The 13804-nt window shown below is 68.5% G+C and carries 12 protein-coding genes and 1 pseudogene; 7 read left to right on the top strand and 6 right to left on the bottom strand.

The genetic code is table 11. From position 1 onward, the window contains the following. Both HMPREF0975_RS16320 and HMPREF0975_RS12665 read left to right on the top strand, forming a co-directional pair. Positions 1 to 1465, top strand: a pseudogene (locus HMPREF0975_RS16320) (lantibiotic dehydratase); the annotation flags it as partial. Beyond that, positions 1462 to 2616 (top strand): thiopeptide-type bacteriocin biosynthesis protein, encoded by a 1155-nt coding sequence (locus tag HMPREF0975_RS12665; protein WP_009234588.1) that lies wholly within the window; start codon positions 1462 to 1464, stop codon positions 2614 to 2616. The pseudogene HMPREF0975_RS16320 and the gene HMPREF0975_RS12665, both read left to right, overlap by 4 nt. A 134-nt stretch (positions 2617 to 2750) precedes the next feature. Here HMPREF0975_RS12665 and HMPREF0975_RS12660 read toward each other — a convergent pair whose 3' ends face one another. The 3 genes from HMPREF0975_RS12660 to HMPREF0975_RS12650 all read right to left on the bottom strand — a co-directional run bounded on the left by HMPREF0975_RS12660 (position 2751) and on the right by HMPREF0975_RS12650 (position 6484). After that, entirely contained in the window at positions 2751 to 4451 is a 1701-nt protein-coding gene (locus HMPREF0975_RS12660; RefSeq protein WP_049939948.1) for an ATP-binding protein, read from the bottom strand. 165 nt (positions 4452 to 4616) lie between these two features. Continuing rightward, on the bottom strand, positions 4617 to 6062 hold the full coding sequence (gene purB, locus HMPREF0975_RS12655) for an adenylosuccinate lyase (protein WP_009234586.1): 1446 nt from the start codon (positions 6060 to 6062) through the stop codon (positions 4617 to 4619). A gap of 5 nt (positions 6063 to 6067) precedes the next feature. Beyond that, the gene (locus HMPREF0975_RS12650) at positions 6068 to 6484 is read right to left on the bottom strand and encodes a hypothetical protein (RefSeq protein WP_009234585.1); all 417 of its coding nucleotides are present in this window, start codon (positions 6482 to 6484) and stop codon (positions 6068 to 6070) included. Positions 6485 to 6735: 251 nt separating this feature from the next. Between HMPREF0975_RS12650 and HMPREF0975_RS12645 the strand changes: the two genes are divergently transcribed. Continuing rightward, positions 6736 to 7197: a GNAT family N-acetyltransferase gene (locus HMPREF0975_RS12645; RefSeq protein WP_009234584.1), complete on the top strand. Its 462-nt coding sequence runs from the start codon at positions 6736 to 6738 to the stop codon at positions 7195 to 7197. Positions 7198 to 7322: 125 nt separating this feature from the next. On the opposite strand, the gene HMPREF0975_RS12640 is transcribed toward HMPREF0975_RS12645, so the two are convergent. Beyond that, a complete protein-coding gene (locus HMPREF0975_RS12640; RefSeq protein WP_009234583.1) occupies positions 7323 to 7694 on the bottom strand; it encodes a hypothetical protein in 372 nt (123 codons plus the stop codon). 78 nt (positions 7695 to 7772) lie between these two features. Further along, positions 7773 to 8531 carry a siderophore-interacting protein gene (locus tag HMPREF0975_RS12635; RefSeq protein ID WP_009234582.1) on the bottom strand — a complete coding sequence of 253 codons (759 nt, stop codon included), beginning with the start codon at positions 8529 to 8531 and terminating at the stop codon, positions 7773 to 7775. 506 nt (positions 8532 to 9037) lie between these two features. On the opposite strand from HMPREF0975_RS12635, the gene HMPREF0975_RS12630 reads away from it, so the two are divergent. From HMPREF0975_RS12630 to HMPREF0975_RS12620, 3 genes are all read left to right on the top strand, one after another. Continuing rightward, positions 9038 to 9748, top strand: coding sequence for a class I SAM-dependent methyltransferase (locus HMPREF0975_RS12630; RefSeq protein WP_009234581.1), 711 nt, complete (start codon positions 9038 to 9040; stop codon positions 9746 to 9748). A 537-nt stretch (positions 9749 to 10285) separates the two neighbouring features. Continuing rightward, positions 10286 to 10513 (top strand): hypothetical protein, encoded by a 228-nt coding sequence (locus tag HMPREF0975_RS12625; protein WP_009234580.1) that lies wholly within the window; start codon positions 10286 to 10288, stop codon positions 10511 to 10513. Further along, entirely contained in the window at positions 10510 to 12624 is a 2115-nt protein-coding gene (locus tag HMPREF0975_RS12620; protein WP_009234579.1) for a hypothetical protein, read from the top strand. The genes HMPREF0975_RS12625 and HMPREF0975_RS12620 overlap by 4 nt, the downstream gene beginning before the upstream one ends. A 95-nt stretch (positions 12625 to 12719) precedes the next feature. Here the strand turns inward: HMPREF0975_RS12620 and HMPREF0975_RS12615 are convergent, their stop codons facing one another. Then, the gene (locus HMPREF0975_RS12615) at positions 12720 to 13127 is read right to left on the bottom strand and encodes a phage holin family protein (RefSeq protein WP_009234578.1); all 408 of its coding nucleotides are present in this window, start codon (positions 13125 to 13127) and stop codon (positions 12720 to 12722) included. Between the two features lie 46 nt (positions 13128 to 13173). Here HMPREF0975_RS12615 and HMPREF0975_RS12610 point away from each other — a divergent pair. After that, positions 13174 to 13804: aminotransferase class I/II-fold pyridoxal phosphate-dependent enzyme (locus HMPREF0975_RS12610; protein ID WP_009234577.1), on the top strand; the 631-nt coding region annotated here is incomplete at its 3' end.

Raw genomic sequence — 13804 nt, 5'->3', positions numbered from 1 at the left:
AGGGGAGAACCCCTTCCCGCTGCTGGCCGCCACGCTCTCACCGGACCAGCAGCGCCAGTGGGGCGAGGACCTGGCCTGGTTGGCCCGGCTCGACGAGGCCATTGGCGCCGCCGACGGGCCCACCCGGGCCGAGCTCCTCAACCGCACGGTGCGGCTGGCCCAGCGCGTCTTCCCCGACGGCGAGCTCGGCGAGCGCCCCAGCGGCTTCCTCTATGAGGACCGCGAGGCCGCCCGCAGCTGGACCGATCCCCTCGACGACGCCCCCTTCGCCCAGGACGTGCAGGTCCTTGGCGAGCTCGCCGACCCCTGGGTGGCCCGCTCCCACATCTATGACCTCATGGTGACCCGGTTCGTCTCACTGTTCGGAAGCGGTGGGGTGTGCAAGGACCCGCTGGCCTTCTTCATGACCCTCGCCCACGCCCCCGACGGCGACGAGGAGATGCTGCGCGCCGCCGGGCTCGACTACGCCGCCGGTCCCGATACGGAGCGCGCTGCCCTGCCCGGTGGGCTCTCCGGCTCGCCGAGACACTTGGGCGCCTTCCTCCAGCCCGTGGCCCCCAGCGCCCGGACCTATGCCGCCGGCGGAGGACTGACCGTCGTCAACGCCTTCACTAACGCCAACGGCTCGCTCCAGGCCCGCTTCCACCGGCTCCTGGGTTCCGGCTTCCGGGAGCGCCTGGCCACGCGGATCCGCACCGCCTGGGGCACCGAGCGGGTCCTGGAGATCCAGGCCAGCACCGAGTGCAACACCGGCCAGGCCGTCTCCTGCGGGCTTCTGCCGCCGCTGGGTCTACCCGGTGAGCCGGGCGCACCGGACATGGTCCCCCTCAGCTCCCTGCGGCTCGTCCACGACCCGGCGACGAGCACCCTGTTCCTGGCCGACGACGCCGGCCCCGTGGGACTGGCCTACCTGGGTTTGACCCCCCAGTACCTCCTGGGCGGTTACCTGTCCTGGCTGGTGCTGCTGAGCGACCCGTGGTCCCGGCTGCCCCCGTTCGCGGACCACTGGACCAGCCGGCGTCGTGACCTGAACGGTCCTCTTCCCGACGAGGTCATGCACTCCGAGCGGGCCGTGGCCGGCCGCCTGGTGACGCGGCGCGAGTCCTGGACCTTCCCGGCCGCCCAGATCGCCCCGCTCATGGACCGCGACCTGACCACGACCCTGCTGCACATGGACGACCTGCGCAAGCAGTGGGGGATTCCGGTGGAGGTCTTCGTCCACCAGCACATGCCCTCCCAGGGAGCCACCTTCGACCAGCACAAGCCCCGCTACGTGGACCTGAGCTCGCCGGTCTCGCTGCTGGCGCTGCGAGGGTGGATCGATCCCGACGCTGCGCACATCAGCTTCGTCGAGGCCCTTCCGGCCCGAGGCGAGGCCCTGGGACTCACGCAGGACGGTGAGCCGACCGTGGCCGAGTACCTGGTGGGGCTCCAGTGGCCCAAGGACCTGGGAGGAATGGCATGAGCACGCGCGACGAAGCCCAGTCCAGCAGACGCGATCAGCGCAACCAGCCCAGCCGACTCACCCGCTCCCGGCGCCTGCGCTGGCTCGGCGGGCGCTCGCGGGCGGGAGAGCCGGGCGAGTCCCCGGTCCAGGGCGGCCAAGCAGACGCGTCTCCGCAGGTCGGGGCCTCGATCCCGGGGATCCAGCCCCTGGAGATGGCGGCCGCCGACTTCGGCAGCCTGCGCGCCCAGCACAGTTCGGTGCGCCAGCGGGGATCGGCCCTGGTCAACCAGGTCGAGGACGTCGGCTGGCTGTACGCGCGGATCTACTGTGCTGGCGGGGACGACACCGACGCCCTGCTGCCCGAGATCGCCCAGTGGCTGGCTCGGGCTCGCGGACAGTGGGACATTCGCTCAGCGCACTTCCTGCGCTTCGTTGACCTGCGCGGGCACCACGTCCGGCTGCGGCTCAAGGCCGTTCAGGGCGTCCTGGATGACGCCTATGCGAGCATGCGCGAGCTGGGCGCCGTCGCCCGGCGAGCCGAGGCGCGCACGGTCGAGCGCCTGGTCTCCGACCCGATGACCGGGGGAATCGGCGCCAGCCGGCCCGGGATCGCCTTCGGCGTCTACGGCCCCGAGTACGACAAGTACGGGGGCGTGGCCGGGGTCGAGGAGGCCGAACGCCACTTCTACCTATCCAGCCGGTGGTGCCTGGATCACCAGATCTGGCAGATTCCCCGACCGGTGCCGCGGGCGGCCCTTGCGGCGCGCTTCCTGGCGCTGGCGGCCCGCAGCGCGCCGCTGCCCGAGGCCGAGTTGTTGTCCGCGCACCTGCGGATGTGGGGCTCTCGCCTGCCCGCCCATCTGCGTGACGGCAGTGCCCTGGGGCCGATCGTTCAACAGCTGCTGGAGGTCATCGAGTTCCAGTTCGACGAGATTCCGTCCTGGAGCAAGGCGGCCGGGGCCCTCGGCGAGCTGGCCGACGACGCCGGGCGGGCCATCGGGGCCATGGGCGCGGGGACCGACGGGCGCCGGGCCCTGGATCTGCTGCACATCGACGTCAACCGGCTCGGTCTCAACCCGGCCGAGGAGTGCATCGCCGGGCTGTGCGCCCGCCAGCTTCTGTCCGGGGGAGCCGCGCCCCCGGCCCAGCCCTCAGCCGCTGCCGGGTAACCACGAGCGTCGCTTTGTCTATGAAGCGCCAAGTTGTTCATAGAGTGTCTATGAAGGGCTCTGGAATGTATATGAGGTGTTCATGAAGGGGCTGTCGTCGGGTAGGTGGGCGACGAGCTCGGCGGGCGAGCCCATCAGGCGCGGTGGTACGTGGTGGTGGTGTCACCCCGACGGCCGTCCTTCTGAACGAATCCGGCCTCCTCGAGACATTTGAGCGCGTACGTCACCTGGCGTAGGGACAGGCGTGTTGCCTCGACGATCTGCTGGCGCGTGCGCGGCCCGGCCTCAAGACTGGTCCAGACGGCGGGCGCATTGGTGGTCAGGGCGGAGATCTCTGCGGGAACAGTGATGTCTGTGGCGCCGGAAGCCGGCCGAGCGCCGTCGGAGGCCAGGACGTAGGAGGTGGAGCCGCGTTGTCCCCGGGCCTCGGCGTAGCCCCGGTTCACCAGCACCTGGAGCTGACGACGGGCCTGCTGGGAATCACAACCGAAGCGACGGCGATAGGAGGCGTTCGTCCATGACTTTCCGTGCCGCATCTCGACCAGTGCGTGGCGTTGCTCGACGCCGAGGCCGTGGGCTTCAAGATCGGACAGCCAGGTGAGATCCTCGGGTGAGAGGAGGGCGCTTCGGGGGAGCAGAGCAGTGAAGCGCACGCCGGTGTCCTGAAAGCGAACGGGCTCCATGTCCGCCTCTCGCAGGGCGCGCCGGACCTCCCGAATACCGGAGCCCAAGCCTTCGATCACGCGCCGTCCCTCGTAGTCCGTGGCGAAGGTGCAGATGGTGTAGAGGTGCTCGTTGACCGCAGACTTCCCGTCGCGTGTACCGAGCTGATCCACGCTCAGCCCCCAGAGACCACCTGGGCTGGAGATGATGAGGCGGTCGTGCAGCAGACGAATCTCAATCCCTTTCGAGAGCGCGGGCTCGGAGAGGTCTCGATGGACGAGAGCGTTGGCGATGAGCTCACGAACCGCGATGAGTGGGAACTCATGATCATCCCGACCATGCCCGTCATCCTCGAACCGGATGCGTGTCTGTGTGGTGCGTGCGACCCAGTCGACGGCGTCGGTGAGCATCTGCGGCAGGGGGCCCGCGATCGTGAGTCGATCCGTTGCCCTGACTGCGTCGTTCGCGTCGGTGACGGCGGCTGTGATGGACAGGCCGGGGAACTGCCTCTGCGGATAACGGCCCAGAGCGTACAGCCCTGCCCGGGTCGCCTCTCCGTCCTCGGAGAGGATGTTCAAGTTGAGGAGGACCTCGGTATCTGACTGGCTGCTGAGCGCGGTGGAGCCGGTACGAACCGCTCGGAGAAAGCGCTGAACCAGATCCTTGTCGAGGCTGTCCACGGAGGTGCCGGGAACGGCAACGGAGTCCTGCCGGGGACGTTGGTGGCGCAGAAGGAGCTGCTGCTCCTCCTGCTGCGACATGCGGTAGTCGCCGTCGTACTGGCGGAGGTGCGCCGCCCCCGTCTCCTTCCACTGGCATGGCTTGTTGTTGACGGGAGCTTCCTGCACGTTGGCGGCGATGACGGTCTTGCCTTCAATGGCGATGGCGTGCGTATCGACAGCGATCTCGGTGGAGAAGCCCTGACGGGCCTGTGAGACGAGGGTCTGCTGAAGGTCGTGCGGGTCCTGGACTCCGACAACGGAAACCAGGTCCTCGCTGACGCCTAGGAGGATGGTGCCGCCTCTAGGAAGATTCGCGAAGGCCGACAGTGTGGGACCGAGGGCGCTGCGGGAGTACTCGGAGAACGTCTTCGCCTCGATCTCAAGGCAGTCGTCGCCCTCCAGCGCCAAACGAGCGAGGGCTTCCGTGAGGTCAGTCAGATCGACAATCACATGCCGGTTGTACATGAAGTGTCGATGAAGGGCTCCAGAGTGTGCATGAAGTGTCTATGAGGTGTCCATGAAGGGCCGCAGAGTGTCGATGAAGGACGTCATGTGTCCATGAAGGGGATGCCGGCCGGCGGCTCCGGGGCCGTCGACCGGACGGCTGACGGCCCCTCAGTCGTCCAGGTGGGCAACGAGCTCGGCGGCCAGGCCCGTGTAGGTGGCAGGCGTCAGGGCGAGCAGTCGCGCCTCGACGTCGACGGGCATGCCGAGCCCGGAGATGAACTCGCGCATCCCCTCGGGCGTGACCTTCTTGCCACGGGTGAGCTCCTTGAGGCGCTCGTAGGGGTCGGCCATGCCGGTGGCCCCGGCGACGGCGGCCGCCCGCATGGCCTGCTGGACGGGCTCGCCGAGCACCTCCCAGGTCGCCTCCAGGTCCTCCTCCAGGCGAGCGCGGTCGACGTCGAGCCCGGCCAGGCCGCGGCGGATGTTGTCGACGGCCAGCAGCGAGTGCCCCAGGGCAACCCCCACGTTGCGCTGCGTGGTGGAGTCGGTGAGATCGCGCTGGAGGCGAGAGGTGACGAGCGTGGCGGCCAGCGTGTCCAGCAGCGAGCAGGAGATCTCCAGGTTGGCCTCCCCGTTCTCGAAGCGGATCGGGTTGACCTTGTGCGGCATGGTCGACGAGCCGGTGGAACCCTGCGCGCTCAGGCGCTGGTGGAAGTAGCCCAGCGAGATGTAGGTCCACACGTCGGTGGCCAGGTTGTGGGCGATCCGGTTGAAGCGGGCGACGTCGGAGTAGAGCTCGGCCTGCCAGTCGTGGGACTCTATCTGAGTGGTCAGCGGGTTCCAGGTCAGCCCCAGGTGCTCGACGAAGCCGCGGCCCACCGCCTGCCAATCGGCGCCCGGAACGGAGACGACGTGCGCTCCGAAAGTGCCGGTGGCGCCGTTGATCTTGCCCAGGTACTCGGTGGCCTCGACACGGCGCACCTGACGGCGCAGGCGATGTGCCAGGACCGCCAGCTCCTTGCCGAGCGTGGTGGGAGTGGCCGGCTGGCCGTGCGTGCGCGCCAGCATGGCGGCGTCGGCGTACTCGCGGGCCATGGCGGCCAGGTCCTCGACCAGGCCGCAGGCGGCCGGCAGCCATACCTGCTCGATGGCGGCGCGGATGGTCAGGGCGTAGGAGAGGTTGTTGATGTCCTCGCTGGTGCAGAAGATGTGGACGATCTCGCCGACCGTGGGCAGCACGGTGGGGCCGCCGTCGGCGCCGACGACGCTGGGGGACTGTGCGGCCGCGGCCAGACGCCGCTTGAGCAGGTACTCGACGGCCTTGACGTCGTGGCGGGTCTCTGCCTCGATGGCGCCGAGCTCGGCGATCTCTTCGGCCCCGAAGTCCTCGACGACGCCGCGCAGGTAGGCCCTCTCCGATTCGCTCAGACGGGGGGCGCCGGGCAGGATGCCGCCGTCGGTGAGGTGGATGAGCCACTCGACCTCGACCTGCAGGCGGGCCCGGTTGAGGGCGGCTTCGGAGAGATGGTTGACCAATGGGGCCGCGACGGCGCGGTAGCGGCCGTCCAGGGGGCCCAGGGCAATGGCGGGGGAGACGGTGGAGAGATCGACCATGCCGCTTATTGTGGCAGGCTGTTGCCGATCTCTGCGAGGGGAGCCTCCGGGGTGGTCACGAAGACGGTCTGCGGGGCGGGCTTGCGCTGGCGGCGGGCGTACTGGCTGATGATGACGTAGAGCAGGACACCGGCCGCTGGCAGGTTGACGGCGGCAGCGGCGTCGTGGCTGTAGAAGCCGTAGCCGAGCAGGGCGATCGCCAGCCCGAGGCCGATGACGCTCAGAGCGAGGACCGAGGGACCCGGGATTGGCTGGGTCGGCTCGGCCCGCTGAACGTGCTGGGCCTGAAGGAGAATGAGACTGACCGTCAACAGACTCAGGGGCGTCAGGAGGGAGGTTTCCCAGCCGAAGAGACCGCCGCCGACGGTGAGAACCAGGACGGTCGTGGCGAGAGTGAAGACGACTGGAGGGAGGAGTCGCATGGTAGTGACCTCGTAGGGGCGGAGATGATGGGGAGCGGTAAGACCAGGCAAAATCCTGCCGGATTCTTATGGTACTTTCAATAATTCACCCATCGTCGTTGATGGGGAGTACTGCCCGGTTGCCGTCAACCTGCACGGCAGGTCGGTCCTGTATCCCTAAAATTGGCTCTGATCAGCGAAAATGCAATGGCATCTGTGATGCCATAGGGGCTGTGCCACCCAGAGATCACGAGCCCTAGGAGGGAGCGCGGATGTCGACGAGACCGAGGGTCAGACGGCTGGTGGGGGAAGACCTTGCCAGTGAGCAAATGCTGGCGCTTATGCGCGAGGCCGCGGGACTGCCCGTCGTCGAGCTGCGCAGGATCATTGCTGAGGAGCTAGCACTCATGGAGGTCGTGGGCACGGGTCTGCAGGGGGCGCCCACGTCGGTGGCCGCATACGTGTCTCGACCCGATGGCGTCGTGCTGGAGTACATTGCCGTGGCTCCAGAGTTGCGTGGCGGCGGGGTTGGGCGGGTGCTCGTCGATGCCCTGGCTGGCGGGGCTGAGCCGGTCGTCGCCGAGACCGACGACGACGCTGTCGGCTTCTACCGGGCGCTCGACTTCGATATCGGTCCTGCGCCGTCGGACCCGCGTTGGCCGGGGCGCCGCCGCTACCGATGCGTGCGGCGGCCCTTCCCCCGAACGGTACGTGCCGAGAACTGCGATTCCTGACGACGACGTACTTCTCCCGCAGATGACTGCGGTCTGTTCCCAGTCATCTGCGGGAAGACGCAGTCCTCGCGGCGGAAGTACGTTCTCGATCGACCTCGTCGAGGAGTCTGGTGGCCGGGGCCGGCTTATCGAGGCGAGGGCTTGCTTGCGGCGACCTCACGGGGCCGCTGGTCCCTCAGGCTGCGCACCAGGACGTAACCCAGCAGAACCAGTGCGGGCAGGATGAGGAGCGCGACGACGTCGGACCGGTAGAGGCCGCGCGCGAGAACGAGCCCGGAGAGGACGAGTCCGGCGATCCCCAGCAACCGGATTCCCGACGGCGACAGGTTGCGTTCGCCCGGATCTGAGGTCTGGGCTTGCAGCAGAACCAGGCCGAGCAGGAGCATGCACAGCGATGTGTTGAGGCTGCTGAACTGCCACCCGAGAAACAGGTTCCCGATCGAGGTGACCAGGACGGTCAGGGCAAGGACAAGAATGGCGAGCCTGATGAGTCGCATGTCGAGCACCTCGGTGAACAGATCGTGACGATGAACGGCTCCAGGATAAGTCCGCTCCTCGCCCGGTGCCGCCTCGGGTCAGGTCTCGGAGGCCACGCCCATGGCGCGGCCGCGGATCCAGTAGGCCTGGTGCTGGATGCTGCGTCGACTCATGCCGGAGGCGACCAGGTGGCGCCGCACTGCCTTGGTGGCGCTGCTCTCCAACGCGATCCAGATCCAGTCGAGCGAGATATCCCCGGTGTCCTCCCACAGGGCGTGGTCGACGGCGGCCAGCAGCCTGTCCTCGGACACCTCGGGGTCCAGACGGACGAAGTCATGGTCGCGCTCGGCCCTGGGCAGGTAGCCAGCCTCGGGCGCCAGCATGATGACCGTGGCCAGGCTGCCCGTCGGGGCGGCGTTCACGGCGTCGGCGAGCGCCGGCGCGGAGGCTCGATCGCCCACGAAAAGCAGTCGATCACCGTGGGACGGCGGGCGGTAGCTGGTGCCGCCCATGACCTGAACGGCGATCGTGGCGCCCGGTTTCACGCGGCTGGACCACAGTGACGCAGGCCCTGCCGGCTCATGGTGCAGGAACAGCATCCTGGCGCTGGCCCGGGTCCGGTCGATGCGGGTGAGTGTGTAGGCGCGCTGGTACTCGCGGTCGCCCTGAGGAATCCACATGCGTACCCAGGCGGTGGGCGGCAGTTTGGGGCCGGCGGCGCCCAGAAGGCTCGGGCACTGGACGGTCAGCTCCGTGTAGGGCGGGAGGTCGCGCACTCCGGTGACCGTGAGCTTGTGCTCCGGTACGCGCAGTGCCTTGAGCACCGTGCCCTGGAATCCACGTCCTCCACGTGCCATCCGCGCGTTCTCCTCCCGATGCTGTGTTTTTCGATTCCCGAGTTCAGGGGAACCTTAACTGGTGGACAGGCCAGTTCGCTTGAGGCCGCCCGCCCGGAGACGGGCAGAAAACGTCGGGAAAACGCTAGAAGAACGACGACGGCGACCGGCTGATCCAGAGGACTGGAGACCGTCGGCTGCTTTGACCCTTTGGGTTCGCCGCCCCTGCCGGTTCCCCAGTCGTCCCAGGGGTTCTCCACCCGCCGGCGCCGTGCGGCGCTGGAGACCAAGTCGACGCCGGCCAGGCACATGGTGCGGGTGAGCGCCCCGACCCGGTGGAACTCCCTGTTCTTATCCCGGTACTGCCGTACGAACTCGCAGAGCGGGGCGCCCGGGCGGATGCGCAGTGTTTGGTGGACCCTCTCCAGCTTCAGGGCCGCCACGTGCAGGGGCGCAGACCTCGCCCGGTCACTGGGTGAGTGCCAGGGCGAGCCTACCGGCCGAGCCGGCGCCGGTAGGCTCGCGCCATGACGCAGTCCCACCAGCACCCTCAATGCGCCGGCGCACAGGCCTGCGGATCGCAGACCGATACTCCCAAGCCCGACGACGACAACCGGGCCTCTCGCTGGGAGGAGCGCTACGCCTCGGTCGAGCAGCTCTGGTCGGGGTGTCCCAACGACTGGTTGCCCGAGCTCGCCGCTAACTGGCCGCCCGGAAGCGCCCTGGAGATCGGCTGCGGCGAGGGCGCGGACGTCCTGTGGCTGGCCGAGCGCGGCTGGCGGGTGACCGGGTTGGATCTGTCCGCCACGGCCATCGGGCGCCTAACCCGACAGGCCGAGCGCCTCGGAGTCGCTTCGCGCGTGACCGGCCGGGTGCACGACGTCGGAGCCGGCCTGCCGGAGGGGCCCTTCGACCTGGTGACGAGCTTCTACGTCCACGGCGGGCCCGAGGAGGGCTCCCTCGACCTCGTGGCCCTCCTGTCCCACGCCGCCGCTCGCGTCGCCCCCGGCGGGCACCTGCTCACGGCCGTCCACGCCGTCAACCCGCCCTGGCACACCCACCACGCCCGGACCTACACGGCCGATGAGCTCCTTGAGGGCCTGGCCGGGGCGACGGCCGGTTGGGAGACCGTCGTCGCCGAGGAGCGCAGGCGACAGGCGACGGGACCCGACGGCCAAGAGGGCAGCCGGGCCGACGCCGTCGTGTGCCTGCGCAGGCCGGAAGCCCCGGCATCCTGAAGGAAAGCGAGAACCGGCCCGGGAAAGTGCTGGAAATATTCGGCCGACGGTCAGAGTGTGGTGCAGTCAACGTGGATATGGCGGGATAGCGCCCATTTCTCAGCATGTTCATAGGAGTTTTCGGGGGGTCCGCTCAGGATCGGTGGGTTACATAGTTACTGCCGCCGGACGGAACCGGTCACGAGGGTTGGGGAGCCCGTTGACTGACAGGTATCCGAGTTCGGAACGGGTCTTAGGGAGCCCGGACTGGACGTTCTGGCGAAGGAGGTTCCGCCTCCCCGGCCTTATGGGAAGCCGGGTAGCAGGAGGACCTCGCGAGGCTTGGGCCCGCGGTCCGGAGAACCGGACCGCGGGCCGAGTCCTTTATTGAGCAGAACTGAGCAGATGTGTGCGTCCCGGCCCGGGTCAGGCCGGCGAGTTTCTCGGCGTCCTGTTCGCGCTTGATTTCCGGGGGCCACAGGCGCCAATCAGCAGGGCTGATCCACAGGGCCGCCCACGGCCACTGCGGCCGCCCCGAGGGCGCTCTAACGTCGAGTCATGTCATTCTCGTTGTATCTTTCCAAGACGGACTACGACACCGCAGTCACTCGGTTCCCCGCCTCGGTCCCCGCCAGCTGGGTGGGCGCGGACTCCACCGCCTGTCAACTGGCGCTCGACGACGCCTCCGGGCTCCTGAGCGCGCTGGCGAGCCGCTATGACACGGCGTTCTCCGACGTCGGCGTCATCGACGCCCGCAGCTCATCGAGTGGAACGAGCCCGTCATGAGCCCGCTATCCACGAGAAGCTCCGACAACCCCTACCCGGCATGGGCGCAGGACTCTCATGCAACGCAGGCGCCCAAGTCCGAGTCGGCCCCCGCCCCGCCCGCGGCTCCCACTGCCCCGTACAACGGACCTGCACCGGAGGATACGGGGCATCCATGGCACATATGGAAGGGGCCGGCCCCGCTGGTGGTGAATGGTGGGAGCGTCTCGGTCAATACGGCCGATCTGGACACGTTGTCCGCCGATCTGAACTCCGCCGCCGGCTCACTCGATGACGCCAGATCCTGGATCGATTGCGCGATTTCCGACGTCAATTCAGCACCTCTTCCCCCGGGAACGAAGATATACGGCTCCTATGACCTGCAGCCCCATGGCAATGAGGTGTGGCACGACGACGGAATGCAGTGCGTCGCCGGAGAGCGGCTTCCACGATCGATGTACTCCGATCAACTCTACGAAACAGACGAAACGGGGGCCGTGCACTTCAACGCGCTGTCCTACTCCGAGGCCGTGGCCCTCGACCAGGAGCGCAATACCGCCATCAGTTCGCTGAACGCCCTGAATACCGGAGCCGGGTCGCTCCAGGACGTCGCCGACACCCTGCGCGGCATCGCCTCCGATGTCACCGCCTGTTCTCAGGCCCACACACTCGCCGACGGAGGCGCCACCCCCGGCTCCGACCTCGTGGGGCCCGTGGACATCCGGGCCTTCGACGGAGGCCTGGTCCACCAGGCACTGGGAATCACCTTCGCCACCATGTTCCCCGATGCCATCGGCTTATCGGTGCTGCTTCTGGCTCCCAACAGCCCGGTATACCCGCTGCTGAAGGACAATGAGGGAGGACAGGCGGTCTTCGAGGCCTTTCAGCTCCTGGCCTTGGACCCGGCCACCGCCCAGTGGGTCAAGGACGATGCCGCGCGGCTCGTCCTGCTGACTCTCTGGCTCCAGAAGGCCCGCACCGGCCGGGAGTCGGCCACGATCGAGGCCTACCTCAAGCAGGTCTCCGAGCGCCTCGACCCCTGGGTGATGCAGCGCCTCCCCGCCCAGGTGACCGTGGGGACGCAGACCGTGGACACCAAGAGCCTCACACCCATGCAGCGCGTCACCAAGTACCTGGGGCTGAACGCGGCGATGCTGGGCTCTACGGTCTATGGGCGCCAGACCGGCATCACGGTCACCCCGATGGGCGGCAGCGGAGCCACCGTGCTTCCGCCCGCCACCAAGGATCCCCTGGGGCTGGGCAGCCCGGTCCAGGCCGGAATGACCGGCAAGGGCAAGGAGTCCAAGCCCCCGCGGAACATCTCCGAGACGATCCTCCACTGCCAGGAGCTGCAGGCCTCCAGGGGATCCCTGGGGGAGGACTACGAGGAGGCGGGCGTCATCTCCATCCAGCGGGTCGAGCACGCCGACGGCCGCGTTTCCTGGGTCGTCTACGTCCCCGGCACCACCGACTGGACCAATGGCGACGGCGAGCCGCAGGACCTGCTCACCAACCTCGAGGGCGTGGGCGGCACCCCCACGGTCATGGAGAGCGCCGTCGTCACCGCCATGCGCCAGGCCGGCATCCAGTCGGGCGACGAGGTCGCCCTCTACGGCCACTCGCAGGGCGGGATCACCGTCTCCAATATCGCGGCCGACCCGGAGATCCAGAGCCGGTACAACATCACCACGGTCCTTACCGCCGGGGCCCCCACCGCGGGAGCCGACATCCCCGAGGACGTCCACGCCCTGCACTTGGAGAACACCGGCGACGCCGTCCCGGGCCTCGATGCCGCCCCCACGCCGACCGGCCCCCACCGCCAGGTCGCCATGATCGACACCCACCAGATGGATGTGGACGGCTACCCCCACGCCTCCAGCGTCTACGCGCAGACCACCGAGGGCCTGGAGGATAGGGCCCCTGAGCTGGCCGACTGGAGCACCTCCTTCTCCCGCGTCTCGGGCGCCGGCGAGCAAGGGGCGACCACCACCGAGCACGTCTTCGCGATCCAGCGCAACACCGACTCCAACGGGGTCTACACCGACGGCGCCGACCACCCGGGAAAGACGCCGTCGTCGGCCCCTTCCTACGAACTGCCGACGCCGTCGGCCGAACCGACGGGAGAGCACTGAAACCGAGGGAGAACGACCAGACGAGCCCGGGGCGAGGCACCGTGCGGGAGGAGAGGAGGCGGGCGGGCTTGAGGCCCCGGAGGCCGCGAGCAGCCTCAGTCCTCGCGGCTCACGAGCATCGCGGCGATGATCGAGGAGATCACCGAGATGATGATCGAGCCGATGATCGCCGAACCGAAGGTGGAGACCTCCAGCCCCAGTGGCACCGAGCCGCCTGCGCCCAATGCCCCGATATGGTCGGTCAGCCAGCCGGTCAGCGAGAGCATCGCGCCGTTGACCACCAGGGAGAACAGCCCGAAGGTGACGATGTAGAGAGGAAACGTCAGAAACTTCGCCACGGGTTTGACCAGCGAGTTCACCAGGGCCAGCACCAGCCCCAGGATCGCCAGGTTCAGCCACATCTGAGCGGTACCCACCCCCTCGGGCACACTCAGCCCGGACAGGAGGCGCGTGGCCAGCCACAGGCCGGCTGCATTTCCGATAGTTCGTGCCACGATCTCCATAGGCCCATTGTGCCAAGTGAGCCTGCACCGGTGCCAAGATGGGGCTATGACTTCCGCAGCGACTCCAGCGCCCGGCGAAACATCGACGACGGTTCGCATCCGCCCCGACGTCGCCGTCCTGCCCGCCTACGTGCCCGGGGCCCGTCCCGATGCCGAGGGCCCGGTGGAGATCGCCAAGCTCTCCTCCAATGAGCTGCCCTTCCCGCCTCAGGACGCGGTTGTCGAGGCCATCACCCGCGCCGCGACCGGAGCCAACCGCTACCCGGAGATGACGGGCGAGTCGCTGACGCAGGCGCTGGCCCGCCGGTGGGGCGTCGAAAGCGAGCAGGTCGTCGTCGGCAACGGGTCGGTCGCCCTCATCCAGCATTTGCTCGACGCCGTCTGCCGGCCCGGCGACGAGGTCGTCATCCCCTGGCGCTCCTTCGAGGCCTACCCGATCTGCGTCGCCGTCGCCGGAGCCAGGGCCGTGCGCATCCCGCTGACCCCCGACGCGCGCCACGACGTGCCCGCCATGCTGGCTGCCGTCACTCCCCGCACCCGCGTGGTCATGGCCTGCACCCCCAACAACCCCACCGGGACGATCCTGACCGCCTGCGAGCTGGCCGAGCTCGTGGCCGGGGTGCCGCGCGATGTCGTCATCCTCATCGACGAGGCCTACCTCGACTTCGTCACCGACC

The organism is Actinomyces sp. oral taxon 849 str. F0330 (assembly GCF_000239715.1).
Classification (GTDB): Bacteria; Actinomycetota; Actinomycetes; order Actinomycetales; family Actinomycetaceae; genus Actinomyces; species Actinomyces johnsonii.
This window is presented reverse-complemented; position numbering and strand designations above follow the sequence as displayed.

Bases quoted from the DNA above. Each gene is read 5' to 3' on its own strand.
- HMPREF0975_RS12645 (WP_009234584.1), top strand. From the start codon at position 6,736: ATGTCGACGAGACCGAGGGTCAGACGGCTGGTGGGGGAAGACCTTGCC.
- HMPREF0975_RS12625 (WP_009234580.1), top strand. From the start codon at position 10,286: ATGTCATTCTCGTTGTATCTTTCCAAGACGGACTACGACACCGCAGTC.
- HMPREF0975_RS12635 (WP_009234582.1), bottom strand. From the start codon at position 8,531: ATGGCACGTGGAGGACGTGGATTCCAGGGCACGGTGCTCAAGGCACTG.
- purB (WP_009234586.1), bottom strand. From the start codon at position 6,062: ATGGTCGATCTCTCCACCGTCTCCCCCGCCATTGCCCTGGGCCCCCTG.
- HMPREF0975_RS12620 (WP_009234579.1), top strand. From the start codon at position 10,510: ATGAGCCCGCTATCCACGAGAAGCTCCGACAACCCCTACCCGGCATGG.
- HMPREF0975_RS12665 (WP_009234588.1), top strand. From the start codon at position 1,462: ATGAGCACGCGCGACGAAGCCCAGTCCAGCAGACGCGATCAGCGCAAC.
- HMPREF0975_RS12650 (WP_009234585.1), bottom strand. From the start codon at position 6,484: ATGCGACTCCTCCCTCCAGTCGTCTTCACTCTCGCCACGACCGTCCTG.
- HMPREF0975_RS12640 (WP_009234583.1), bottom strand. From the start codon at position 7,694: ATGCGACTCATCAGGCTCGCCATTCTTGTCCTTGCCCTGACCGTCCTG.
- HMPREF0975_RS12630 (WP_009234581.1), top strand. From the start codon at position 9,038: ATGACGCAGTCCCACCAGCACCCTCAATGCGCCGGCGCACAGGCCTGC.
- HMPREF0975_RS12615 (WP_009234578.1), bottom strand. From the start codon at position 13,127: ATGGAGATCGTGGCACGAACTATCGGAAATGCAGCCGGCCTGTGGCTG.